At 71.0% G+C, this 23,580-nt stretch carries 24 protein-coding genes; 16 read left to right on the top strand and 8 right to left on the bottom strand.

The features are described from left to right. Positions 1 to 16: 16 nt before the first annotated feature. Together OG819_RS28920 and OG819_RS28915 are read right to left on the bottom strand one after the other, a co-directional pair. A complete protein-coding gene (locus OG819_RS28920; protein WP_266622808.1) occupies positions 17 to 421 on the bottom strand; it encodes a hypothetical protein in 405 nt (134 codons plus the stop codon). A 90-nt stretch (positions 422 to 511) separates the two neighbouring features. Next, positions 512 to 1,048 carry a DUF4240 domain-containing protein gene (locus tag OG819_RS28915; protein WP_266622810.1) on the bottom strand — a complete coding sequence of 179 codons (537 nt, stop codon included), beginning with the start codon at positions 1,046 to 1,048 and terminating at the stop codon, positions 512 to 514. Between the two features lie 489 nt (positions 1,049 to 1,537). Here OG819_RS28915 and OG819_RS28910 point away from each other — a divergent pair, with 489 nt between their 5' ends. The 8 genes from OG819_RS28910 to mug all read left to right on the top strand — a co-directional run bounded on the left by OG819_RS28910 (position 1,538) and on the right by mug (position 7,858). Next, complete coding sequence (locus OG819_RS28910; protein WP_266622812.1) at positions 1,538 to 1,714, top strand: hypothetical protein; 177 nt, start codon at positions 1,538 to 1,540, stop codon at positions 1,712 to 1,714. Between the two features lie 36 nt (positions 1,715 to 1,750). Then, entirely contained in the window at positions 1,751 to 2,089 is a 339-nt protein-coding gene (locus OG819_RS28905) for a DUF4326 domain-containing protein (RefSeq protein ID WP_266622814.1), read from the top strand. Between the two features lie 117 nt (positions 2,090 to 2,206). Then, positions 2,207 to 2,821, top strand: coding sequence for a hypothetical protein (locus OG819_RS28900; RefSeq protein ID WP_266622816.1), 615 nt, complete (start codon positions 2,207 to 2,209; stop codon positions 2,819 to 2,821). A gap of 63 nt (positions 2,822 to 2,884) precedes the next feature. Then, on the top strand, positions 2,885 to 3,124 hold the full coding sequence (locus OG819_RS28895; protein ID WP_266622817.1) for a ferredoxin: 240 nt from the start codon (positions 2,885 to 2,887) through the stop codon (positions 3,122 to 3,124). Further along, entirely contained in the window at positions 3,114 to 4,508 is a 1,395-nt protein-coding gene (locus tag OG819_RS28890) for an FAD-dependent oxidoreductase (protein WP_266651531.1), read from the top strand. Before OG819_RS28895 ends, OG819_RS28890 begins: the two co-directional genes overlap by 11 nt. Before the next feature lie 24 nt (positions 4,509 to 4,532). After that, positions 4,533 to 5,771, top strand: coding sequence for a cytochrome P450 (locus tag OG819_RS28885; RefSeq protein WP_266651530.1), 1,239 nt, complete (start codon positions 4,533 to 4,535; stop codon positions 5,769 to 5,771). Between the two features lie 102 nt (positions 5,772 to 5,873). Continuing rightward, positions 5,874 to 7,316, top strand: coding sequence for an adenylosuccinate lyase (gene purB / locus OG819_RS28880; RefSeq protein ID WP_266622821.1), 1,443 nt, complete (start codon positions 5,874 to 5,876; stop codon positions 7,314 to 7,316). After that, positions 7,313 to 7,858 carry a G/U mismatch-specific DNA glycosylase gene (gene mug, locus OG819_RS28875; protein ID WP_266590979.1) on the top strand — a complete coding sequence of 182 codons (546 nt, stop codon included), beginning with the start codon at positions 7,313 to 7,315 and terminating at the stop codon, positions 7,856 to 7,858. Before purB ends, mug begins: the two co-directional genes overlap by 4 nt. A 4-nt stretch (positions 7,859 to 7,862) precedes the next feature. Here the strand turns inward: mug and OG819_RS28870 are convergent, their stop codons facing one another. Genes OG819_RS28870 through OG819_RS28860 form a run of 3 tightly spaced genes read right to left on the bottom strand, consistent with a single transcriptional unit; the run spans position 7,863 to position 10,010 of the window. Then, the gene (locus tag OG819_RS28870) at positions 7,863 to 8,306 is read right to left on the bottom strand and encodes a hypothetical protein (protein ID WP_266651529.1); all 444 of its coding nucleotides are present in this window, start codon (positions 8,304 to 8,306) and stop codon (positions 7,863 to 7,865) included. A 57-nt stretch (positions 8,307 to 8,363) separates the two neighbouring features. Next, positions 8,364 to 9,086: an ABC transporter permease subunit gene (locus OG819_RS28865; RefSeq protein ID WP_266622825.1), complete on the bottom strand. Its 723-nt coding sequence runs from the start codon at positions 9,084 to 9,086 to the stop codon at positions 8,364 to 8,366. A gap of 3 nt (positions 9,087 to 9,089) precedes the next feature. Next, positions 9,090 to 10,010 (bottom strand): ATP-binding cassette domain-containing protein, encoded by a 921-nt coding sequence (locus tag OG819_RS28860; protein WP_266651528.1) that lies wholly within the window; start codon positions 10,008 to 10,010, stop codon positions 9,090 to 9,092. A gap of 108 nt (positions 10,011 to 10,118) precedes the next feature. On the opposite strand from OG819_RS28860, the gene OG819_RS28855 reads away from it, so the two are divergent. From OG819_RS28855 to OG819_RS28845, 3 genes are all read left to right on the top strand, one after another. Continuing rightward, positions 10,119 to 11,276: a histidine kinase gene (locus OG819_RS28855; protein WP_266651527.1), complete on the top strand. Its 1,158-nt coding sequence runs from the start codon at positions 10,119 to 10,121 to the stop codon at positions 11,274 to 11,276. A 9-nt stretch (positions 11,277 to 11,285) separates the two neighbouring features. Continuing rightward, the gene (locus OG819_RS28850; protein ID WP_266651526.1) at positions 11,286 to 11,948 is read left to right on the top strand and encodes a response regulator transcription factor; all 663 of its coding nucleotides are present in this window, start codon (positions 11,286 to 11,288) and stop codon (positions 11,946 to 11,948) included. Positions 11,949 to 12,070: 122 nt separating this feature from the next. Continuing rightward, a complete protein-coding gene (locus OG819_RS28845) occupies positions 12,071 to 13,228 on the top strand; it encodes an ROK family transcriptional regulator (RefSeq protein WP_266622831.1) in 1,158 nt (385 codons plus the stop codon). A 78-nt stretch (positions 13,229 to 13,306) separates the two neighbouring features. On the opposite strand, the gene OG819_RS28840 is transcribed toward OG819_RS28845, so the two are convergent. Next, a complete protein-coding gene (locus OG819_RS28840; RefSeq protein ID WP_266651525.1) occupies positions 13,307 to 14,068 on the bottom strand; it encodes a GntR family transcriptional regulator in 762 nt (253 codons plus the stop codon). A 256-nt stretch (positions 14,069 to 14,324) separates the two neighbouring features. After that, a complete protein-coding gene (locus OG819_RS28835) occupies positions 14,325 to 15,209 on the bottom strand; it encodes an RNA polymerase sigma-70 factor (RefSeq protein WP_266651524.1) in 885 nt (294 codons plus the stop codon). 230 nt (positions 15,210 to 15,439) lie between these two features. On the opposite strand from OG819_RS28835, the gene OG819_RS28830 reads away from it, so the two are divergent. From OG819_RS28830 to OG819_RS28820, 3 genes are all read left to right on the top strand, one after another. Continuing rightward, a complete protein-coding gene (locus OG819_RS28830) occupies positions 15,440 to 16,270 on the top strand; it encodes an alpha/beta fold hydrolase (RefSeq protein WP_266651523.1) in 831 nt (276 codons plus the stop codon). 699 nt (positions 16,271 to 16,969) lie between these two features. Further along, a complete protein-coding gene (locus OG819_RS28825) occupies positions 16,970 to 18,169 on the top strand; it encodes a transposase (protein ID WP_266652869.1) in 1,200 nt (399 codons plus the stop codon). A 296-nt stretch (positions 18,170 to 18,465) separates the two neighbouring features. Beyond that, positions 18,466 to 19,902 (top strand): GNAT family N-acetyltransferase, encoded by a 1,437-nt coding sequence (locus OG819_RS28820; protein ID WP_266651522.1) that lies wholly within the window; start codon positions 18,466 to 18,468, stop codon positions 19,900 to 19,902. A 61-nt stretch (positions 19,903 to 19,963) separates the two neighbouring features. On the opposite strand, the gene OG819_RS28815 is transcribed toward OG819_RS28820, so the two are convergent. Continuing rightward, positions 19,964 to 21,160: a PLP-dependent transferase gene (locus OG819_RS28815; protein WP_266651521.1), complete on the bottom strand. Its 1,197-nt coding sequence runs from the start codon at positions 21,158 to 21,160 to the stop codon at positions 19,964 to 19,966. 60 nt (positions 21,161 to 21,220) lie between these two features. On the opposite strand from OG819_RS28815, the gene OG819_RS28810 reads away from it, so the two are divergent. Both OG819_RS28810 and OG819_RS28805 read left to right on the top strand, forming a co-directional pair. Continuing rightward, entirely contained in the window at positions 21,221 to 21,727 is a 507-nt protein-coding gene (locus OG819_RS28810) for an Lrp/AsnC family transcriptional regulator (protein WP_266622842.1), read from the top strand. A 63-nt stretch (positions 21,728 to 21,790) separates the two neighbouring features. After that, positions 21,791 to 23,482: a DUF885 domain-containing protein gene (locus tag OG819_RS28805; protein WP_266651520.1), complete on the top strand. Its 1,692-nt coding sequence runs from the start codon at positions 21,791 to 21,793 to the stop codon at positions 23,480 to 23,482. Positions 23,483 to 23,580: the final 98 nt, after the last annotated feature.

Genomic DNA, 23,580 nt, shown 5'->3' with positions numbered 1-23,580 from the left:
CTGCGACCGGGAGGCATCACTGAAAGGGTCCGACCACTCTGTCGCGGAACTGCTGGAAAGCGTGCCAGCCCGACGTCTGCCCCGGAGTGATCAGTTCCCCTTCGGCACAGTCGAGCGCCTTGCACCGCAGAGCGTCGGCAAGACGGAGGATGGGCGCCAGCACGTCGTCGCCGGAGCCCCGGATGTGGAGCATGACGGAGTCCACCGGGTCTTCTGAGCCGATGTTGAGCTCGATGGACCACGTGGGGCCGGAAAGTTCACCCCAGGCGGGGTCCGAGAGATCAACATCGGGAACGGCCTCGGTGACAGCCGCGAGTACGTCGTGTCGCCGGCCGAGCAGGTCCGGGGTGTAGTCGGCGGGGATCTCCTCCATCGAGGTGACGTCGTCAGGCAGGCGGAGAAGGAGCACGTCCCAGCTCATGATGGCCTTCCGGATAGGACTCGAGTACCGGTTACGGTGGGTCAGATCAGGCTGGGCTCTGTCGGAATCACGTGATGTTGCCGACTACTGTCAGTACGAATACAGCGCGGTCAAGGCGGGAAGCCTGCGAGCCATCTCTTGACGGTCGTCAAAATCGAAGTTCCCGGCAGGGTCCAGGTCGGGGTACCGGATGGTGAAGGCGTCGGCGGGAAGCTCCAGGCCGGTGGCCACCTGGTGGGCGTTCCAGGCGATGCTCAGTATCTCTTCACAGTCGAAGTCGATCCCTTCAGCCGCGGCAGCACGGACGCCAGGGAGTTCGGCAAGTGCGTCGGGGTCAGCAACGACGCGCTCGAATACCGCGCGGCCTTGGGCGATCAGCCATCCGCGGAAGTAGTCGAAGCCATCGTCCGAGCACCCGCCGTTGAGAACGTAGGCGGCGGCCCACAGCGGATTTCGGTATGAGTCGGCCATGAGATCCCAGAGGATCTGCTGTGCCGCGGTGATCTCTTGTGATGAGCGGCGGGCAAGCAGCTCAGAGGCACGGCCGGCGATGCCGGAAGCGTCCCTGATGTCGAGCACCTGCTCGCGGGCTTCCTCGATCAATATCCAAAACTGCTCCCTGTTCATGGCCGCGAGCATGCCACTACGTACTGACATCGGATTCCGGGACGGTGACTGCCAGGGGACACAGCCACCGTGCTGACCTGGCGAACTCTTATACGACGTTGGGGACCAACGGCTTGTGCCGAGAGCTTGAACGGTCCAGCCGTACCGGTCAGCGGCTTACGATGTTGTTCGGCGGGCCGCACCAGTCGCTGCCGAGCTTCCAGCGTGCGGGAGTACAGCCTGGCGACCGCATCTACCCCGTGCGAGCCCACCGCGCCCGTCTCCATGTGCTGGGGGTGCTGGAGGTAACTCACATCGTCCCCTGCGAGAACGTTGGCTCGGCGCTCCCCGACCGCGACCTGTACGCGCTTGGACCGCAAGGGCTGATCAGCGTCAGCGTCGTAGCCGGGGTTGTCGCTCGCCCACGCCGCTTCCGTGCAATAGCCAGCCCCGGTCGGTGACGTGTGCTGGACTTCGGCGAAGGTGGTCTCGCAGGAGGCCGGGCTGTAGTTGCCGATCACCTGCGCGCTGTCCGGGATGCCGGAGACCTTGTACCAGACGATGGCGGCCCGCTCCGCTCCACAACTCTTTGCCTTCGGAGGCTTCGGCTTGGTCGCGCTGCGGTCCGGGGACGGACGCCCCGCCAAGCGGCCGGAGCTGCTGCCGTACGAGGGGCCCGTGAGGTAGACACCGGAGGGTAGGCGGACGACCGAAGGGAATCCCATGCCCACCACCGTGATCAACCTCGAGGGTCATATCCACGAGTTCGGCCCCCGGCTCGAACACGCCCCGGCGGACCTCGTCTACATCGGCCGCCGCTGGACCATGGGCCACTGGGACCTCCCGCAGCACCCGCTCTACAACCCCTTCGTCTACGACACCCCCACCAAGAAGCGCGACGGAACCCGCGCCGAGATCATGGACAAGTACCGGGCGTATCTCCTCGAGCGCCCCGACCTCCTCGCCCAGGTGCCCGCATTGCGCGGCAAGACGCTGGCCTGCTGGTGCGTACCCGAGCTGTGCCACGGCGACATCCTCGCGGAGCTGGCCGACGCCTCGTAGCCCCGCCGAGGGCTTCGGGGTATCACCCCCACGGGTGTCCCCGGTGGCGTCGCGGCACCGGTGCCTGCTTGCTGGACCGAGAGGGGGACGGGGGCTTCGGGAGGAGAGCTGGCGCCGATGGAGCCGAAGGAAGAGCGGTTGCGGACACCGCGCGCCGCCGGATTGGCGGGGACGGTGTTCGCCCTCCTGCTGGCGGCGGCGATCGTGCTGGTGCGGATCGCCATCCCCACGGGGAACGCCGCCGACGAGACCGTCGCGCCGAACGAACAGTGGGCGGTGCGTACGGCTTTGGAGATCCTCCCGTTCACGGGGATCTTCTTCCTGTGGTTCATGGGCGCCCTGCGCGCACGGGTCGGCGATGCCGAGGACAGATTCGTCGCCACCGTCTTCCTGGGCAGCGGACTGGTCTTCGTGGCCACCATGTTCGGGGCCGGCGCCGCGGCGGGCAGCGTACTGAGCCAACCCTCCGCTTTCGGCCGCCACTTCGCCTACACGATGATGACGACGTACGCGCTCCGCATGGCCGCCGTGTTCGTCTTCACGGCCTCGACCATCGGTCACCGGCTCGGCGCCCTCCCCCGTCCGCTCGCCCTGTTCGGCTATCTCGTGGGCCTCGTCCTGCTCGTCGCGGGATCCTCGCTGCCCTGGTCGGAACTGGTCTTCCCGGCCTGGGCACTCGTCGTCAGCCTCCACCTCCTGCGCGTCGGCCTGCGCGCTCCGGCGAGCGGCTGAGCACCCTCTCGCGCATGCTGATGGCAGGGGGACGAGAACGGGCCACGGAAAGGCTGATCCTCGGTGAGGCTTGTCGTCGATCTCAACCGCTGCCAGGGATACGCACAGTGCGCGTTCCTGGCTCCCGATGTGTTCGCCATGCACGGGGACGAGTCCCTGCTCTACAACCCCGAGGCCGGGGAGGACCGGCGCGAGGACATGGCGCGAGCCGTGGCCGCGTGTCCCGTCCAGGCCATCACGGTGGACGCGGACTTCCTGGACGGGAACCCCGGAACCGACCAGGAGGCGACCGGTGAACAGTGACGGATCGCTGGACCGGCTCAAGCGTGAAGGCCGCATCGTCGTCGTCGGCGCCTCGCTGGCGGGTCTGCGGGCCGCGGAGACTTTGCGGGAGAAGGGGTTCGCCGGTTCCCTCACGATGATCGGGGACGAGCCCCACGAGCCCTACGACCGACCGCCGTTGTCCAAGCAGGTCCTGCTGGGCAGAGCGACGGCGGACCGCACCGGCCTCCCCCGGCACCGCGCCATCGACGCGCGTTGGCGCCTCGGAGTTCCGGCCACCGGCCTCGACATGGCGGCCCGGCGGGTACGGCTGGCCGACGGCGACGAGGTGGAGTACGACCGGCTGCTCATCGCCACCGGTGTACGGGCCCGTCCCTGGCCCCAGGAGGAGGAGGCGGAGCTCGACGGGGTGTTCGTGCTGCGGACCCGCGACGACGCCGACGCGCTGGAGCGCTCGCTCGCGCAGGGCCCCCGCCGTGTGCTCGTCATCGGCGCCGGGTTCACCGGCTCCGAGATCGCCTCCGCCTGCCGGGAACGCGGGATCGCGGTGACCGTGGCCGAGCGGGCGGGCGCGCCGCTGGTCGGGGCACTCGGCGGAGTCGTCGGCGAGGTCGCCGCGGAACTGCACCGCAAACACGGCGTCGACCTGCGCTGCGGCGTCATGGTGACCGGCCTGGAGGGCGACTCCGCGGGGCACGTCCGCGCCGCGCATTTCTCCGACGGGAACACCATCGAGGCCGACGTGGTGGTCGTCTCCCTCGGTGCCCAGCGCAACACCGAATGGCTCGCCGGGTCCGGACTCGGCGCGGGTCCCCGGGGGATCGCCTGTGACGCCGGGTGCCGGGCCTTCGACATCCGGGGCATCGTCACCGACGACATCTATGTGGCCGGCGACGTCGCACGCTCGCCGCACCCGCTGTTCGGATACCAGTTCCTGTCTCTGGAGCACTGGGGCAACGCCGTCTCCCAGGCCGAGACCGCCGCGCACAACATGCTGAGCGACAGTGCGGACCGCCGTCCCCACATCTGGGTGCCCGCCTTCTGGTCCTCCCAGTTCGGCGTGAACATCAAGTCCGTCGGGGTGCCGTCGATGGGGACCGAGATCCTCATCGCCCTGGGCTCCCGCGGCGAGCACAGGTTCACCGGCGTCTACGGGTACCAGGACCGCGTCATCGGCGCCGTCACCTTCGACCAGACGAAGTGGCTGCAGTTCTACCAGCAGCTCATCGAGACCACGGCGCCGTTCCCGCCGGCCTCCCCCACCGTGGACCGCCGCCCCGAGGGGCAGCAGCCGATGCCCGCGGACTTCCCCGACCCGTCCGTGCCCACCCACGGCCCGACCGTCACCCTCAGCGGATACGCGCCGGACGACCGGCGGCTGACGTTCACCCCCGCTCGGCACTGATCCGACGTTCCCTAGGACGCACTCATGACCGAAGCCATCCTGCGGCAGATCATCGACTACGCCCACCGTGCCGATCCGTATCCGCTGTACGCGGAGCTGCGCAAGACGCCGGTGTACCACGACGCGGACGGGCCGTTCGTCGTCAGCAAGTACTACGACATCCAGAGCCTGCTCCACGATCCGCGCATCAGCTCCGACGCCCGCAATCTGAAGACGCCGGTCGCCGGAGGCCCACTGGCCGCCGAGGCGGACGAGGAGACGGCCCTTCCGCCGAGCTTCCTGCGGCTCGACCCGCCGGAGCACGACCGGCTGCGGCGCATGACGAACCGGCCGTTCGGGCCGCCGCACTCCCCGCGGCGTGTCCACGAGATGCACGGCGAGCTGAAGGACATCGTCTCCGGGCTCATCGACGGCATCGACAACCCGAACCAGATCGATCTGGTCGACCAGTTCTCCTATCCCTTCCCCGTGACCGTGATCTGCCGGCTGCTGGGGGTGCCGCGCGAGGACGAGGCGCGCTTCCACTCCTGGGCGGACACGATCGCCGCCAGCCTGGACCCCGTCCCGGGCGCCGACGCCGACGAGCGCGCCAAGGTCTCCCACAACGCCCGCACCGAGCTGGGCATGTATCTGGCCGGGCTCATCGAGGAACGCCGCAAGAAGCCCGGTGACGACATGCTGTCCCAGCTGTCCACGGCGGGAGGGCCGGACGGTGTCATGACGACGATGGAGGTCCTGAGCACCGCGGCACTCCTGCTGATCGCCGGCCATGAGACGACGGTCAACCTCATCACCAACGGCATGCTGACCCTCCTGCGCAACCCCGACGTGCTGGAGCGGCTGCGCAAGGACCCGAACCTGGCCGTCCCCATCGTCGAGGAGCTGCTGCGGTTCGAGCCGCCGGTGCAGCTGGTGCCGCAGCGCACCACGGTCGCCGACATCGAGGTCCGCGGGGTCACCATTCCCAAGGGCGCGTCGCTGTGGCTGGTGCTGGCGGCGGGGAACCGCGACCCCGACCGCTTCGAGGATCCGGACCGGTTCAACCCGGACCGCGGGGACATCCAGCACCTCGGCTTCGGCAGCGGCATCCACAGCTGCTTCGGGGCTCCGCTGGCCCGCCTTGAGGCACAGCTCGCGCTGAGCGAGCTGGCCCGCAGACTGGAGAACCCCCGGCTGCTGGAGGACCCGCCGCCCTACCGGCAGAACGCAGTCCTGCGCGGACCACGCCATCTGCCGATCGCCTGCGACGGCATCCTCCCCTAGGGCAAGCCCTGGGCCTCCGGCCCAGGCCACCACCGCTGACCTGGGCTCCGGAGCGTACGGACGTTCCGGAGTCCCTCCGGACGGCGGGTAAACTCCGTCCACGTGACTGCCGCGCCTGCAAAGCCCCGTATCCCCAACGTCCTCGCCGGACGCTACGCCTCCGCCGAGCTCGCCACGCTCTGGTCCCCCGAGCAGAAGGTAAAGCTGGAGCGTCAGCTGTGGCTCGCCGTGCTGCGAGCGCAGAAGGACCTCGGGATCGAGGTCCCGGACGCCGCCCTCGCCGACTACGAGCGCGTCCTCGACCAGGTCGACCTGGCCTCGATCGCCGAGCGCGAGAAGGTCACACGGCACGACGTGAAGGCGCGGATCGAGGAGTTCAACGACCTCGCCGGGCACGAGCACGTGCACAAGGGCATGACGTCGCGGGACCTCACCGAGAACGTCGAGCAGTTGCAGATCCGGCTCTCGCTGGAGCTGATGCGCGACCGTACGGTGGCTGTCCTGGCGCGGCTCGGCAAGCTGGCGGGCGAGTACGCCGAGCTGGTCATGGCCGGCCGCTCGCACAACGTGGCCGCCCAGGCCACCACCCTCGGCAAGCGCTTCGCGACCGCCGCCGACGAGCTGCTCGTGGCGTACGGCCGCGTCGAGGAGCTGCTCGGCCGCTACCCGCTGCGCGGCATCAAGGGCCCGGTCGGCACCGCGCAGGACATGCTCGACCTGCTGGGCGGGGACGCGGCGAAGCTCGCCGAGCTGGAGCAGCGGATCGCCGGGCACCTCGGCTTCTCGCAGGCCTTCACCTCCGTCGGCCAGGTCTACCCGCGCTCGCTGGACTACGAGGTCGTGACCGCGCTGGTACAGCTGGCGGCCGCGCCGTCCTCGACAGCCAAGACGATCCGGCTGATGGCCGGGCACGAGCTGGTGACCGAGGGCTTCAAGCCCGGCCAGGTCGGCTCCTCGGCGATGCCGCACAAGATGAACACCCGCTCCTGCGAGCGTGTCAACGGCCTCATGGTCATCCTGCGCGGCTACGCCTCGATGACGGGCGAGCTGGCGGGCGACCAGTGGAACGAGGGCGACGTGTCCTGCTCGGTGGTCCGCCGGGTCGCGCTGCCCGACGCGTTCTTCGCGCTGGACGGTCTGCTGGAGACCTTCCTCACCGTCCTCGACGAGTTCGGCGCCTTCCCGGCCGTCGTCGCGCGCGAGCTGGACCGCTACCTGCCGTTCCTCGCGACGACCAAGGTCCTGATGGGCGCGGTGCGCGCGGGTGTCGGCCGTGAGGTCGCGCACGAGGCGATCAAGGAGAACGCCGTCGCCTCCGCCCTCGCCATGCGCGAGCAGGGCGCCGAGCGCAACGAACTCCTCGACAAGCTCGCCGCCGACGAGCGCATCCCGCTCGACCGTGCGCGCCTCGACGAACTGATGGCCGACAAGCTGTCCTTCACCGGTGCCGCGGCCGAGCAGGTCGCCGCCGTCGTCGCCCGGGTCGAGGAGATCGTGAAGCAGCACCCGGAGGCCGCGGGCTACACGCCGGGGGCGATCCTCTGACCCGCTTCACCCAGGCGGAGCTGGAGGCCGCCCGCGACCGTCTCGTACCGGACGTCGTCGCGGACGGCCTCGGTGTGCTGTTCTGCGGTATCAACCCCGGTCTGATGACGGCGGCGACGGGCCACCACTTCGCCCGGCCCGGCAACCGCTTCTGGCCGGTGCTGCATCTGTCCGGGTTCACGCCGAGGCTCATGAGACCGTCGGAGCAGCAGGAGTTGCTGTCGTACGGGCTCGGCATCACGAATGTGGTGGCGCGGGCGACGGCACGGGCCGACGAGCTGAGTGCGGAGGAGTACCGCGAGGGCGGGCGGCTGCTGGCGTCGAGGATGACGGGGTGGAAGCCGCGGTGGCTGGCCGTGCTCGGGGTGACCGCCTACCGGGCCGCGTTCGACGATCGCAAGGCCCAAGTGGGGCCGCAGGAGCGGACGTTCGGCGACACACGCGTGTGGGTGCTGCCCAACCCGAGCGGGCTGAACGCGCACTGGACGGCGCAGACGATGGCGGAGGAGTTCGGGCGGCTGCGGGAGGCTGCGCGGGGCTAGCGGGTCATGGTGGGGCAATCTCCGTGACGGTGGCCAAGAGTTGGAACGGGAGTTCCTTGTCCCACTGGGATACGCCAAGGGCCATCCACCGGCCCGTCTTGGGCAGCCTCCACAGCTGTACGTTCGGCACGTGCGAGCTCAGGGAGGCCCAGGGCTCCGGTATGTCCTCGTCGTCCTGCGCACGTTCGAACGTGCTCTCCAGGCTGATGACATCGGGCGCTCCCCAGCGCTCGGTCAGCCGCTCACCGAGTCCGTCCCGGTCGCATTCGTACTGCGCCTCGGTCTCCTCCCGCTCCGTCCCGTCGTCCTCCCAGAAGTCGCCGCTCGTCTGTAACTCGGCGATGTGATAGCCGGGTCCCCCCGTGCCCACGTCCGTCCTGCCGTGCTCCGCGGGGAAGTCCCGGGCGCACAGCAGGTCGATCGTGGCCAGCCAGTGCGTGATGTCCATGGCTCCAGTAAACCGGCCACCACTGACAACTGGCGGGGCGCCGGCGTCTGCCCGAGGTCAGGCGTCCCGGCGCCGTACGCTCCACGCCCCCGCCGCGAGCGCCGCCGCCGTCCACAGCCCGGTCACCGCGAGCCCGGTCCAGGGGCCCAGGGCGCCGTCCCAGGTCTCGTGGAGAACGACCTGACCGGCCCGGTCGGGGAGGAGGTCCGCGATGTTGTTCGACATGTCCCCGACCACGAAGGACACGATCAGCAGGAACGGTACGAGGATGCTCAGCGTCGCCACTCCGCTGCGCAGCAACGCCGTCAGTCCGGCCGCGAACAGCGCCATCAGCGTGAGATAGACGGCGCAGCCGACCGCGCCACGCGTCTCCTCGGCCAGGCTCAGGCCGTCGGCCTTGGTGCCCAGGACCGCGTGGCCCACCGCCAGCGTGACGAGGCCGGTGATCAGGCCGACGGTCAGCACGGGCACGGCGATCGCGGTCGCCTTGGCCACGAACCAGCGCCCCCGGTGGGGCACCGCGGCCAGCGACAGTCGCAGTGCTCCGCCCTGGAACTCGGACGACACGGCGGTCGTGCCGAACGCGATCGCCGCGATCTGTCCGAAGCTGACGCCGAAGAAGGCCGAGAAGAGCGGGTCGAAGTCGTCACCGCCGGAGTCGGACGAGGCCAGCGCGGAGAAGAGTGCCGTCACCGCGAGGATCGTGGCGAGCGCCGCGAGCAGTGACCGCAGGGTGCGGATCTTGATCCACTCGGAGCGGAACACGGGCGTGAATGCCATGGGTCAGGCCTCCTGGTGCTGTGCGGTGAACTCGGTCTCGGTGGCCGTCAGATCGAGGTAGGCCTGCTCCAACGTGCCTGCGGTGGCCGCCAGTTCGAGGATCGGGACACCGGCGGCGGACAGCAGGGTCCCGATGTCGTCCACGCGTGGGTGCGGCACGGTCCAGGCCCCGTCCTCGTCCTGCACGGCGTCGTGTCCGTGCCGGGCGAGCGCGTCCTTGAGGGCCCCGGCGTCCGTCGTACGGATGCGTACGTGGGGTTGCACGCGCGCGTCGATGAAGTCCCGCATGGGGGTGTCGGCCAGGAGTCGTCCCCGCCCGAGGACCACGAGGTGGTCGGCGAAGGAGGCGGTCTCGTTCATCAGGTGGCTGGAGACCAGGACCGTGCGGCCTTCCGCCGCCAGCCGGCGCAGCAACTCGCGGATCCAGACGATGCCTTCGGGGTCGAGGCCGTTCGACGGCTCGTCCAGCAGGACCACCTCGGGGTCGCCGAGAAGGGCACCGGCGATGCCCAGCCGCTGGCGCATGCCGAGGGAGTACGTCTTCACCCGGCGCCGCCCGGCCGACGCGAGTCCCGTCTCCTCCAGCACCGCGTCGACCCGGCCGACCGGAATGCGATTGCTCGCCGCCAGGGCCCGTAGATGGTCCCGGCCGGTGCGGGAGCCGTGCGCGGCCTGCGCGTCGAGCAGGGCGCCCACCTGGCGCAGCGGCTCGGTAAGGGTGGCGTAGGTACGGCCGCCTATCGTCGCGGTTCCGGAGGCGGGCCGGTCGAGGCCGAGGACGAGGCGCATGGTGGTGGACTTTCCGGCGCCGTTGGGGCCGAGGAAGCCGGTGACCTTGCCGGGCCGGACGCTGAAGGTGAGGTGGTCCACGGCCCGGCGGGTGCCGTACTCCTTGGTGAGGTCTCGTACGTCGATGCTGGTCATGCCCAACAGCCTGGCCGTTCAGGGGGATCGGCTCCTCCCCCGACGGTGGAGATCGTCTCCCCCGCCCGGGGGACGCCGATGGTCGGTGCCGGCTGTCACGATGTCGCAATGGCCCGCTTCCTGCGCCCGCTGTTGCGGGGGACGACGTATACGCGTCTGCTGCACCTTTGGGTGCCGATGCTGATCGTCAGTGTGTGGATGTTCATCGACGCGTCGAAGCCGTATGTGCCCGCGCTGCTGCTGATCCCTGTCGCCCTGATCCCGGCGGTGCGGATGGGCGAGGGTGTGCAGGCGCGGCTGCTGCTGACACCGGGCAGGCAGGACACGGGGATCTCCGTGGCACCGTCGACGACTTGGCGGGACCGGGGCCACACGATGCTGTGGCTGGAGGCGCGGATGGCTCTGGGGTGGGTGGCGGGGCCCATCACCGTATGGGGGCCGATCCTGTCCGTCACGCTCGTCGGGCTGGCCGTCGGACGAGTGCCGGACGGCGTCCCCGTCCTCAGCAGCGCTCGACCGCACTGGGGATACGCCGTCCTGGCACCGCTTCCCCTGATCGCGATGTACGGCGTGGTGGTCGGCCTCGGCGAGTTGGCCACACTGCTGGCCCGGCAGTTACTCGGCCCCTCGCGTGCGGAGCGGCTCGCCGCGCTGGAGGAGCGCACCGAGCAACTGTTGGAACGCAATCGCATCGCCCGTGAGCTGCACGACTCCATCGGGCACGCGCTGACGGTGGCGGTGGTGCAGGCGGGCGCGGCCCGGGCGGCGGGCGACCCGGAGTTCACCGAACGCGCGCTGGGCGCCATCGAGGAGACCGGCCGGGCCGCGCTGGAGGACCTGGAGCGCGTGCTGGGCGTGCTGCGTGAGGTGGAGCGGCCGGTGAGCAGCCGGCCGACGCTGGCGGACGCCGACCGGCTGCTGGAGTCCGCGCGGGCCTCCGGTGCGAAGGTCGGCGCGGAGGTGACCGGGCCGTTGGACACCGTGCCGGGGCCGGTTTCCCGGGAGGGGTACCGGATTCTGCAGGAGGCGCTGACCAATGTGCTGCGGCACGCGGGATCCGTCCCCGTCCGGGTCCGTATCCGGGTGGCCGACGGCACCCTCGATCTGGAGGTGCGCAATCCGCTGACGGCGGCGATATCCGGTCCGGGCCGGGGCAGTGGTCTGCGGGGCATACGTGAGCGCGCGGCGCTGCTCGGGGGCCGGGCACGGACCGGGCCGGACGAGGGTGACTGGCAGGTGCATGCGGAGCTGCCGACGCGGCACTAGGCTGGCCGGATGCCGGTCACCGTTCTCCTGGTCGATGACGAACCCCTCGTACGCGCGGGTCTGCGGGCCGTGTTGGAGGCGCAGCCGGACATCGAGGTGGTCGGGGAGGCCGCCGACGGGGCGGCGGTGATCCCGCTGGTGCGGCAGTTGCGGCCCGACGTGGTCGCCATGGACGTACGGATGCCGCTCCTGGACGGAATCGAGGCCACGCGCGCGGTGCTGCGGACGGTCGACGACCCGCCGAAGATCCTGGTCATCACGACCTTCGAGAACGACGAGTACGTGTACGAGGCGCTGCGAGCCGGTGCCGACGGGTTCCTGCTGAAGCGGGCGCGGCCGACCGAGATCGTGCACGCGGTGCGGCTGGTGGCCGAGGGCGAGTCGCTGCTGTTCCCGGCCTCCGTGCGGCAGCTGGCCGTGGAATACGGCGACGACGGCGGGAACCGGGCGGCGCGCGCGGTGATGGAGCGAGCCCAGTTGACCGAGCGTGAGGCCGAGGTGCTGCGGCTGATGGCCCGGGGGCTGTCGAACGCGGAGATCGCGGGGAGGCTGATCGTCGGGACCGAGACGGTCAAGTCGCACGTCAGCGCCGTACTGGCGAAGCTGGGCACCCGGGACCGCACGCAGGCGGTCATCGCGGCGTACGAGTCGGGGTTCGTGGCTCCGGGCTGAGACGGTGGTCCGCCGGTAGCCGAAGCGACCGGTCGGTAGTAAAGGAGGTCCCCGGCTCTCGCCGGGGCGCGCCGCGCCGAGTACGATCCGGCCAACACGCGCGCGAGCTGGGAGGACGGACGTTGGGGCGGTTGACCGGCGGGGACCCCTCTCTGCTGCGAAGGATCAATTCCGCTGTCGTGCTGCACGCGCTGCGTGCCACGGACTGCGCGACACTGACCGAGATCACCCGGGTGACCGGGTTGTCCCGGCCCACGGTCGAAGGTGTCGTGGAAGGGCTGATCGAGGCGGGGCTCGTGGTCGAGCAGGCGGCCGAGGAGGGCGCCGCACGGCGCCAGGGCCGTCCCGCGCGGCGGTTTCGGTTCCGGGCCGAGGCGGGCCATCTGCTGGGCCTGGAGATCGGTCCCCATCGTGTCGCCGGGCTCCTCGCCGATCTGGACGGCCGGGTGCTGGGCGCCATGTCCAAGGACGTGGACGAGACCGCGTCGGCGGACGAGCGGCTGGAACGGCTGCGTACGGCGGTCGCCGACCTGCTGCGCCGCGCGGGTGTCGCCCGCAGCTCCCTGCGGGCGGTCGGTGTGGGCAGCCCGGGGATCGTCGAGGCGGACGGCACCGTACGCCTGGGCACGGCGCTGCCGGAGTGGACGGGGCTGCGCCTCGGCGACCGACTGAACCGTTCCTTCAAATGCCCGGTGCTCGTGGAGAACGACGCCAACGCGGCGGCGGTCGCCGAGCACTGGAAGGGGTCGGCGACGGAGTCGGACGACATGGTGTTCGTGCTGGCCGGGCTGAGTCCGGGGGCCGGTTCGCTGATCGGCGGGCGGCTGCACCGGGGCTACGGGGGCGCCGCCGGGGAGATCGGGGCGCTGCATCTGCTGGGCCGCGGAGCCACCCCCGAGACGCTGCTGTCGACCACGGACGAACCCCTGCACCCGCTCGACGAGCAGGCCGTCGCCGAGGTCTTCGCGCTGGCCAAGGGCGGTGACCTGCGGGCCCGCGCGGCGGTCGACCGCTTCATCCAGCGACTGGTGCACGACGTGGCGGCCCTCGTCCTCGCCCTCGACCCGGAACTGGTCGTCGTCGGCGGCTGGGCCGCCGGTCTGGACGGCGTGCTGGAACCACTGCGGCGCGAGCTGGCGCGCTACTGTCTGCGCCCGCCCAAGGTGGCGCTCTCCCTGCTGGGCGAGGCGGCCGTCGCGACGGGCGCCCTGCGGCTGGCTCTCGATCATGTCGAGGAGCAGCTGTTCGCGGTGGAGGGGACCGTGACCGCACGCCGCTGACCAGCGGTCTCACGGGAACAAAAAAGCGTCACGCCCCGGGGTGTTCCGGGGCGTGACGGCCGAGACCTGTGCCGCGGCTCAGGAGGCCCGGCGCTCAGGATCGTGGTGGATCTCCATGCCGCCGGAGTCGCCGAAGGTCAGCCGGCAGGTGTCGGCGCGGTAGGTGGCCACGGAGACCGCGGCGGTACGCCCCTTGGCGAAGTAACGGGTCGTGACGACGAGAACGGGCGCCCCGGGCAGCCGGTCGAGCTCCTTGGCGTCGTCCGCGCGGGCCGAGCCGAGCTCCACGGCGCGGTTCTGGCCCTCCAGGTCGAGGTGCTGCAGTTCGCGCAGCACGGCACGGGCGAGCGTGGCCCCCGACGGGGCGTCGATCGCGGGGAGGCCGGGCACCGAGGACGCCGGGATGTAGAGCAGCTCGGCGGCGACCGGCTGGCCGTGCGTCATACGGGAGCGGCGGATGGTGTGCACCTGGTCGTCGGGGTCCGTCTCCAGGGCGTCGGCCACCGCGGCGGGCGGGACCGCCACCGCGCAGTCCGTGGGCCGCCAGGCGTCGCCGACCGCCCCCGGCCACACGTGCTGCTCGGTTCCGACGGCCACGCCCACCCGCGGCGGGGCGACGGTCGTGCCCACCCCGCGGCGGCGCTGCAGTCGCCCTTCGAGCTCCAGCTGCTCCAGCGCCTGGCGCAGTGTGGCCCGGGCGACGCCGAACCTGGCCGCGAGATCGCGTTCGTTGGGCAGGATCTCGCCCACGGAGAACTCAGAGTCCAATGCCTCGGTGAGCACCGTCTTGAGATGCCAGTACTTCGGCTCCGGCACCGTTTCCAGCTGCGTGGTCCCCACCCTGTCCTCCGCAATCGCCGTGGCCCGGCGGCGTTTTAGCGCCCTTGTTTATTAAAGGTTCTTGCACTATCTCTGCGACCATAGGCCCGCCCCCACCCTTGGTCAAGACCAATCCTCGATCCCTTACGGATTGCACAGACGCCATGCCGCACAGCGTTCACAGGGCGTTCGCGGGGGGCGACGTTCGTGACACAACGCCGAAAGCCCCCGTCCAGATGACGGGGGCCTTCGATGGTGCGGTAGGGCACCGCGGCGGCTACCGCCTACCCAGGGACGCCAGCTTCTCGGGGTTGCGCATGATGTAAACGCACTGGATTCGGCCGTCCACGACATCCAGCTGCACGACACTGTCGGGCCGGCCGCCGGAGAGCACGAGGAGCGCGGCGCCGCCGTTGAGCTCCAGGGGGCGGTACGACGGGTCGGGAACGCCCTTCTGGGCGACGGCGTACATGAAGCGGCCCACCTTGTCGGCGGTTTCGATGACCCGCAGCGGCGCCTTCGACAGTCCGCCGCTGTCGCCGATCAGGCGAACGTCCGGGGCCAGCAGGGACAGGAGCCCCTCCAGGTCGCCTTCGGCCGCCGCAGCGAGGAACCGCTCGGTCAGGTCGCGGCGTTCGGCCGGATCGACCTCGTAGCGCGGCCGTCGTTCCTCGACGTGTCTGCGTGCCCGTCCGGCGAGTTGGCGCACGGCGGGCTCCCCCCGGTCGAGAACGGCGGCGATGTCCGCGTACGGGTAGCCGAACGCCTCCCTGAGGACGAACACCGCGCGCTCCAGGGGTGACAGGGACTCCAGGACGACGAGGACGGCGAGCGAGACGGAGTCGGCGAGCACGGCCCGTTCGGCGGTGTCGGGGGCGGTGTCCCCGAAGTCGGTGACGTACGGCTCGGGAAGCCACGGTCCGACGTACGCCTCGTTGCGCGACTTCACCTGGCGCAGCCGGTCGACGGCGAGCCGGGTGGCGATGCGCACCAGGTAGCCGCATGGCTCGCGCACCTCGGACCGGTCGGCGCCGGACCAGCGCAGCCAGGCCTCCTGGACGACGTCCTCGGCGTCGGCCACCCGCCCCAGCATGCGGTAGGCGACGCCCATCAGGACGGGGCGGTGCTCTTCGAAGACCTCGGTCGCGGTGTCGATGGCCACGGCTCCATCCCATCCCGACACGTTCCGCCGTGTCCAGGCGGCGCCGGTGCCTTTCGGAGCACAAAAACCAGCGGCCGGCGGGCGGGTGGCCGGCTGTCGCCCGTCGAGTCGGACGGCGTGGGCGAGCAGTTCCAGGTGACGGCGACCGGGGGCTACCCGTCGGTAGCGGTTGCTGACAAGCTGTCTACGAAGACGGTTCGTCAGCGTGTCACCAGACGAGGAGCAGCATCATGTCCGCCACGGTCTCCTTCAGCCTTCCCTCCGCGCACGGTCCGCGGACCGTGACCATGTCCTACGCGCGTGTGGGCACCGGAGAACCGCTGCTCCTCCTGCACGGCATCGGCCACCACCGGCAGGCCTGGGACCCGGTCGTGCACATCCTGGCCGCCGAGCGGGAGGTGATAGCCGTCGACCTGCCGGGATTCGGCGAGTCCCCGGCGCTGCCCGGCGGGCTGACGCACGACCTCGGGACGGTGGTGCCCGTGCTCGGCGCGCTGTGCGAGGCGCTGGAGATCGAGCGTCCGCACGTGGCGGGCAACTCCCTGGGCGGCCTGCTGGCCCTGGAGTTGGGGCGCGAGAAGCTCGTACGCTCCGTCACCGCGTTCTCGCCCGCCGGGTTCTGGTCGCCGGTCGAGCGGCGCTACGCCTTCGGTGTGCTGCTCGCGATGCGACAGGGCGCGCGGCGCCTGCCGCTCCCGGTGATCGAACGGCTCTCCCGCTCGGCGACCGGGCGGGCGGCCCTGACCAGCACCATCTACGCCCGGCCCGGCCGCCGTTCACCCGAGGCCGTCGTCGCCGAGACCCTCGCGCTGGCCCACGCCGAGGGTTTCGCCGACACCCTCCGGGCCGGCACCACCGTCCAGTTCACGGACGACATCCCGGGGCTACCCGTCACCGTGGCCTGGGGTACCCGGGACCGGCTGCTGGTGCGCCGCCAGGGGATCCGGGCCAAGCACATCATTCCCCGGGCCCGCCTGGTGCGGCTGCCCGGCTGCGGCCACGTCCCGATGAACGACGACCCCGCGCTTGTCGCCCGCGTCATCCTCGACGGCAGCCGCTGAGCGACGCCGGGTGAGGCGCCGCGCGCTGGAGCCCGGGGCGATGCCCGCGCCGACCAGGACACCGCCGCCGCCGGTCGGCGCCGTACGCACCGGCGCCGACCGGCGGCGGCGTACACAGTGCCGCATGAGCCACCCGAGGCGAGACCATCGCGCAAGACACCCGGACCGAGGACGTCGCACAAGACACTCAGGCCGAGGCCCTCGCAAAAGACACCCGGGTTGGGGGCATCGCATAAATCCTCCGGGCCGGGGACGTCGCACAAAACCCCCGGCCGGAAGCCTCACACGAGTGGAGGGGGACTGGACCGTGGGCGACGACCCCCGCGCGCAGCGGTGGGCTCGGCGGCCGGGCGGGTGGCGTGGACGGGGCATCCGTGGGACATGCCGGCGTGGAGGCGGATGCCGGTTCCCTTGTCGGCGGGGCCAGTTGTTCACCTGGTCTCTTGCGAGGAGGCCCCGGCGTTCACGCCGGGGGGAATCGCATCCTGTGACGGCGATGAGGAGCGTCGCCGTATCCGGCTCCCCGGGGCGGAGCGCCGGTAGGGTCCGCCGACGGAGCCGGGTAATAACGAACGGGTATGCCTTTGTCCGCTGGTTGGGGTGGTTGCGACGGAAGGGGGGTGCGGGTGTGCGGGTGTCGCACGTACGGTCGCTTGGCGGGAGTCGGGTGATACAGGGCGGGGTGGGGGTGACGCCGTGGTGGCGGTGAAGGGGGCCGACGGGGTCGGGCATGCCCGGTACACGTACCGGCTGCGGGTGTCGTCCACGGCCCGCGCGGGGCTGCTGGCCGAGTGGGACCGGTGCCGGTGGGTCTGGAACGAGTGCGTGGCCCGCTCCAAGAAGGCCCACGCCGACGGGGAGAAGTGCGGCCCCGCCCGGCTGGACAGGATGCTGACCCAGGCCCGCACAGTGGTGCCGTGGCTGGCCGAGGGCTCCTCGGTGCCGCAGCAGCAGCTCATCCGGGACTTCGGCACGTCCCGCGCGAAAGCCCTGAAGGACACCAGGCAGCGGCTGCCGATGCACCGCCGGGCCGGGATGCCGAAGCACAAGAAGAAACGCGAGGCGCTGCCCACGCTGAACTACACCCGGCGCGGCTTCCGGCTGAAGGACGGGCGCCTGCACCTGGCGGGCGGGATCGTCCTGAGCGTGGTGTGGTCCCGCGAACTGCCCGCCGAGCCCTCCTCGGTGCGTGTGTACCAGGACAGCGTCGGGCACTGGTACGCCTTGTTCGTCGTCCCCGTCCAGACCGAGCCGTTGCTGCGGACCGGTCGGGTGATCGGGATCGACTGGGGGGTGAAGGAGACGGCGACCACCACCAGCGCCGCCCACGACCTACCGCACGTCGAGCACGGCCGGAAGGCACAGGCCAGGCTGACCCGGTACGACCGCATGATGGCCCACCGCAAACCCAGGAAGGGGCAGGCCGCCTCCAGCGGCTACCGCGAGGCGAAGAAGTGGCGGGCGAAGACTTACCAGAAGATCGCCCGGCAGCGGCAGGACACAGGCCGCAAGTGGGCGAAGAAGGTCGTGCGCGACCACGACGCGATCGCGGTGGAGGACTTCCGCCCGAAGTTCCTGGCCAGGACCACCATGGCCCGCAAGGCGGCGGATGCCGCGATCGGCGCCACCAAGCAGGCTCTGGTCGAGATGGGCCGCAAGCACGGGCGGGATGTCCGCCTGGTGCATCCCGCGCATACCACCATGGACTGCGGATCGTGCGGAGCGAGAACCAAGCACGCACTGCCGCTGTCGCAACGTACCTACACCTGCACCATATGCAAAGCGGTGTCCCCTAGGGACAAGAACTCCGCGCGTGTGATGCTCGTCCGGGCTGGTCTGGCCCCGGCTGGTGTCGAGGGCGTAAGACCTCCTGGAGCGCCGCTCCAGGGGGCGGCCTGAGCCAGGAATCCCCTCCCTTCAGGGAGAGGAGCAGTCAAACAGGTGTTGCAGCCGGGGCACATAGGTCAGTGACCGCGCCCAACTCCCGTACCCTGTAAGGGTTGGGCCGCGCACCGGAGTCATCCCCCGGTGCGCGGCCACTCTCGTGACCAGGCGCGTAAGCCAGGCGCTCCGAGGCAGGCAAAACAAGCGCAAAAAGAACCGCAAAAAGGATAGAACGACACTTTACCGATCAGTCACAGGCCGTTCGTGATCACGCAACACCACTCCTTCACAGTGGCTGCATGACTCCAGACATGTCTGATGTGACCCGGGCGAAGCACGGACGCCCCGTCCACCACTGGCGACGCGACGTGGTCGAGCTCGCCGCGCTGTTCACGGCCGTCGCGGTCGCCGACGCCGTCGCCAATCTGATCGGACACGGACCCGACGGTCCGGCCCTGCTGGTGATCTCGTCCGTGGTCCTGGCGGCCACGGCCGGATTCCACACCTGGTGGGCACGCCGCCACGGTCACGCCCCGCCGGCGGACGATACCGGTACCCGGACACTCGCCGTGGGGCGACCGGCCGGGCAGGCCGACCGGGCCCAGGCGATGCCGGAGGCCGTCACGGGGGCGACCGTCCTGTGGCGGATGCGGACGACGGTGAAGGACGAACCGGGATCGCTGGCCGCGCTGTGCACGGCGCTGGCCCACCAGCGGGTCGACATCCTGAGCCTGCAGACGCACCCGCTCGCCGCGGGCACGGTCGACGAGTTCCTGCTGCGCGCGCCCGCCGAGCTGGCCGCGTCCGAGATGACCCGCGCCCTCTCGCTGGCGGGTGGCACCGGGACCTGGATCGAGCGGGCCGACGCCCACGACCTGGTGGACGCTCCGACGCGCGTCCTGGGACTGGCCACGCGCACCGCTTTGGACGCGGCGGAACTTCCGCTGGCCCTCCGGCAGTTGCTCGGTAGGTGCACCATTCGTTCGCTGCCCGCCCGCTCCCCCGGGTCGAGCCGGGCGGAGGAGGGTGCGCCGGTCGAAGGAGTGCTGGAAGACACGGTGATGCGGTTGCGCGCACCGGAGGGTGGGGTGATCACGGTGGAACGGCCGTATCTGCCGTTCACGCCGACCGAGTTCGCTCGGGCGCGGGCGTTGGTGGAGCTGGACGCGCGGCTGGGTCCGCGCATTCCGCTCAGCCAGGACATGCTGACACTGCCGGAGGGCAACGCGATCACCGTGCGTCGCGCCGACGTCTCCGACCTCGACGCGGCGAAGGCGATGCACGAGCGCTGCTCCTCGAGCACGTTGAACATGCGGTACCACGGGCCGGTCGGGGACGCGGACCGCTATCTGAACCACCTGCTCAGTCCTCGCTTCGGGCGCACCCTCGCCGTGCAGACGGCGTCGGGACGCGTCGTGGGTCTCGGCCATCTCCTCTGGGACGGCGACGAGACGGAGATCGCGCTGCTCGTCGAGGACGACTGGCAGCGGCGCGGCATCGGCGGCGAACTGCTCGGCCGTCTCGTGACCATGGCCGTCGAAGCGGGCTGCGAGAGCGTGTACGCCGTCACGCAGGCCTCCAACACCGGCATGGTCGCCGCCATGCGCGGCCTGGATCTCCCCCTCGACTACCAGATCGAGGAGGGCACCCTCGTCATCACGGCCCGCCTGGACGCCACACCGGTGACGTCCCGACTGCCGTACGACCAAGGACACAGGCAGGCGCAGAAGCAGGGGCAGAAGAAGTAGGACGGCGCACGGCGGACGCCGCGAGGCCCCGGGCACCCTGCCCAGGGCCTCCTCCCACCGGTCACCGCCCCAGCGCACCGTCCAGGTCGGCCCACAGGTCCTCCACGCCCTCCAGCCCCACCGACAGACGCAGCAGCCGGTCGCTGACCCCCGCCTCGCGGCGGTCGGCGGCGGCCACGATGCGATGGCTGATGGACGCCGGATGCTGGATCAGGCTGTCGACGCTGCCGAGGCTCACCGCCGGGGTGATCAGGCGGACCCCGGCGACGACCTCGTGCGGGTCGCCGTGGACCTCGAAGGCGATCATGGCCCCGCCGATCCGCGGATAGTGGACGCGGTCGACGCGCGGATCGGCGGCGAGCCGAGAGGCGAGTTCCGCGGCGTTCGCGGACGCGGCCCGGACCCGTACGGGCAGGGTCGCCAGGCCCCGCAGCAGCAGATATCCGGCCAGCGGATGCAGCACACCGCCGGTCGCGAAGCGCACTTGGCGCAGTCCCCGCGCGAACTCCTCGTCGCAGGCCACCACTCCGGCCATGACGTCCCCGTGTCCGCCCAGGTACTTGGTGGCGCTGTGCAGGACCAGGCGGGCCCCCTGTCCGGCGGGGCGTTGCAGCACGGGTGTGGCGAAGGTGTTGTCGGCGAGCAGCGGGACGGAGCCGCAGGCGTGCGCGACGGCGCGCAGGTCGAGTTCGGCGAGCGTCGGGTTGGCCGGGGTCTCGACCATGACAAGCCCGGTGTCCGGGCGCAGGGCGTCCGCGATGCCCGCCGGGTCGACCCAGGTCACCTCGGTGCCCAGCAGTCCGGCGGTCAGCAGGTGATCGCTGCAGCCGTACAGGGGCCGTACGGCGACGACATGGCGCAGGCCGAGCGCGCCGCGCACGAGCAGTACGGCGCTCAGCGCGGCCATACCGCTCGCGAAGGCGACCGCGCTCTCGGTGCCTTCGAGGCGGGCGAGGGCGGTCTCGAAACGGGCGACGGTCGGGTTGCCTAGGCGGCCGTAGACGGGCGGGCCCTCCGGTTCGGCGCCGTCGGCCGCGAACGCGTCGATGCGGGCGGCCTCGCCGCGGCTGTCGTACGAGGGGTAGGTCGTGGACAGGTCGATCGGCGCGGCGTGCAGCCCCAGCCCGGCGAGGTCCTCCCGCCCGGCGTGCACGGCCTCGGTGGCGAGGGCTCGGGCGCGGGGCGCCGGGACACGGGTGTCCTGAACGTCGTAGGGGTCGTCCTGAGCGTCGTATGCGTCGTGCACCACGGATTCCATGCACAGCAGACTGAACACCGGACGGGACCCCGGCCGCACACTCCGTGTTACGTTCGGGCCATGGCTGAATCCGTCGTACTCGATCCGGTCGATCTTCATCTGCTGCGGCTGCTCCAGAACGACGCACGGACGACGTACCGCGATCTGGCCGCGCAGGTCGGAGTCGCGCCCTCGACCTGTCTGGACCGGGTGACGAGGCTGCGCCGCGCGGGGGTGATTCTCGGCCATCAGCTGCGTCTCGATCCGGCGAAGCTCGGGCGAGGCCTGGAGGCCTTGCTGTCCGTGCAGGTCAGACCACATCGGCGGGAACTGGTGGGGCCGTTCGTGGAGCGGATCAGGGCGCTGCCCGAGTCCCGGACCGTCTTCCATCTCACCGGGCCCGACGACTACCTGGTCCTGGTCGCGGTCGCGGACATGGCAGATCTGCAGCGGCTGGTCCTGGACGAGTTCACGTCCAGGCGCGAAGTGGCCCGCGTGGAGACCCGGTTGATCTTCCAGCAGTGGGACTGCGGCCCCCTCCTCCCGCCCGCCCCGCCCTCGGCCTCGCCCTCGGCAAAATCAAGCTGATGTCGGCCCCGTGCCCGGTCGACCGGGCTGACGCGGCACCCGTCCCCGTATGAGGATGTCGGCATGTCAGAGACGAAGAGCCCGCTGCCCCGCGAGGTCGCCGACGCGTACGTCGACGAACTCATCGCCCTCGATCCGGTCCTCGGTACCTACCTCGGTGTGAAGGAGAGTGCCGGAAAGCTCCCAGACACCTCGCCCGCGGGGCAGGAGGCCGTCGCGGAGCTGGCGCGTACGACGCTCGCCCGGCTCGACGAGGCGGAGCGGCGACCGGGCGCGGACAGCGACGTCGAGCGCCGCTGCGCCCGGCTGCTGCGCGAGCGGCTCACAGCCGAACTGGCCGTCCACGACGCCGACGAGGGCCTGCGGGCCGTCGGCAACATGCAGACGGCCGCGCACTCCGTGCGCCAGGTGTTCACCATCGCCCCGACCGAGACGGACGAGGACTGGGCCGCGATCGCCGAGCGGCTGCGCGCGGTGCCGACCGCGCTGACGGGGTACCGCGAGTCCCTCGCCCTCGGGCTGGAGCGCAAGCTGTACGCGGGCCCGCGCCCCACCGCGACCTTCATCGAGCAGCTCACCGAGTGGTCGGACCCGGACGGGCAGGGCCACGGCTGGTTCGAGGACTTCGTGTCCGCGGGTCCCGAAGCCCTGCGGGAGGAGCTGGACACGGCCGCCCGGACGGCCACGCGGGCCCTGGTGGAGCTGCGCGACTGGATGCGTGACGTCTACGCGCCGACGATCGAGGGCGCGCCCAACACCGTGGGCCGCGAGCGGTACGCGCGCTGGACGCGCTACTTCAACGGTACGGACCTCGACCTCGACGAGGCGTACGCGTACGGCTGGTCCGAGTACCACCGGCTGCTCGCGGAGATGCGGTCCGAGGCCGAGAAGATCCTGCCCGGCGCCGAGACCCCCTGGGTGGCGCTCGCACACCTCGACGAGCACGGCAGGCACATCGAGGGCGTCGACGAGGTCCAGGCGTGGCTGCAGGACGTGATGGACCGCGCGATCGACGCACTGGACGGCACCCACTTCGAACTCGCCGAGCCGGTGCGGAAGGTGGAGTCGCGCATCGCACCACCCGGCGGTGCGGCGGCCCCGTACTACACCGCACCGTCCGCGGACTTCTCGCGGCCCGGCCGCACCTGGCTGCCCACCATGGGGCAGACCCGCTTCCCCGTGTACGACCTCGTCTCGACCTGGTACCACGAGGGCGTCCCCGGCCATCACCTCCAGCTCGCCCAGTGGGTGTACGTGGTCGACGACCTCTCGCGCTACCAGGCCACCGTCGGTCTCGTCAGCGCCAACGCCGAGGGCTGGGCGCTGTACGCGGAGCGGCTGATGGACGAGCTGGGCTTCCTGGAGGACGCGGAGCAGCGGCTCGGCTACCTGGACGCGCAGATGATGCGCGCGGCCCGGGTCATCGTCGACATCGGCATGCACCTGGAACTGGAGATTCCAGCGGACTCCCCCTTCCACCCGGGCGAGCGCTGGACCCCGGAGCTGGCTCAGGAGTTCTTCGGCGCGCACAGCAGCCGTCCGGCGGACTTCGTGGAGAGCGAACTCACCCGCTACCTCTCCATCCCGGGTCAGGCCATCGGCTACAAGCTCGGTGAGCGGGCCTGGCTACGGGGCCGCGAGAACGCGAAGAAGCGGCACGGGGACGCCTTCGACGCCAAGGCCTGGCACATGGCGGCCCTGTCGCAGGGGTCGCTGGGCCTGGACGACCTGGTGGACGAACTGTCCCAGCTCTGACGGTCACGGACGGCGGCCGGGCTCCCCACGACGACGGGGCCCGGCCGCCGCGTATCAAGTACGCCGCACCTCAAGTACGCCGCACCTCAAGTACGCCG

It is taken from the genome of Streptomyces sp. NBC_01549 (assembly GCF_026339955.1).
Classification (GTDB): Bacteria; Actinomycetota; Actinomycetes; order Streptomycetales; family Streptomycetaceae; genus Streptomyces.
The sequence above is the reverse complement of the archived record's forward strand: the minus strand, read 5'-3'. Positions and strand labels throughout refer to the sequence as shown.

Coding starts and splice junctions, on each gene's coding strand:
- OG819_RS28905 (WP_266622814.1), top strand. CDS start 1,751: ATGCCCACCACCGTGATCAACCTCGAGGGTCATATCCACGAGTTCGGC.
- OG819_RS28855 (WP_266651527.1), top strand. CDS start 10,119: ATGGCCCGCTTCCTGCGCCCGCTGTTGCGGGGGACGACGTATACGCGT.
- OG819_RS28820 (WP_266651522.1), top strand. CDS start 18,466: ATGTCTGATGTGACCCGGGCGAAGCACGGACGCCCCGTCCACCACTGG.
- OG819_RS28860 (WP_266651528.1), bottom strand. CDS start 10,010: ATGACCAGCATCGACGTACGAGACCTCACCAAGGAGTACGGCACCCGC.
- OG819_RS28920 (WP_266622808.1), bottom strand. CDS start 421: ATGAGCTGGGACGTGCTCCTTCTCCGCCTGCCTGACGACGTCACCTCG.
- OG819_RS28805 (WP_266651520.1), top strand. CDS start 21,791: ATGTCAGAGACGAAGAGCCCGCTGCCCCGCGAGGTCGCCGACGCGTAC.
- OG819_RS28850 (WP_266651526.1), top strand. CDS start 11,286: ATGCCGGTCACCGTTCTCCTGGTCGATGACGAACCCCTCGTACGCGCG.
- OG819_RS28870 (WP_266651529.1), bottom strand. CDS start 8,306: ATGGACATCACGCACTGGCTGGCCACGATCGACCTGCTGTGCGCCCGG.
- OG819_RS28830 (WP_266651523.1), top strand. CDS start 15,440: ATGTCCGCCACGGTCTCCTTCAGCCTTCCCTCCGCGCACGGTCCGCGG.
- OG819_RS28900 (WP_266622816.1), top strand. CDS start 2,207: ATGGAGCCGAAGGAAGAGCGGTTGCGGACACCGCGCGCCGCCGGATTG.
- OG819_RS28885 (WP_266651530.1), top strand. CDS start 4,533: ATGACCGAAGCCATCCTGCGGCAGATCATCGACTACGCCCACCGTGCC.
- OG819_RS28810 (WP_266622842.1), top strand. CDS start 21,221: ATGGCTGAATCCGTCGTACTCGATCCGGTCGATCTTCATCTGCTGCGG.
- OG819_RS28815 (WP_266651521.1), bottom strand. CDS start 21,160: ATGGAATCCGTGGTGCACGACGCATACGACGCTCAGGACGACCCCTAC.
- OG819_RS28915 (WP_266622810.1), bottom strand. CDS start 1,048: ATGAACAGGGAGCAGTTTTGGATATTGATCGAGGAAGCCCGCGAGCAG.
- OG819_RS28865 (WP_266622825.1), bottom strand. CDS start 9,086: ATGGCATTCACGCCCGTGTTCCGCTCCGAGTGGATCAAGATCCGCACC.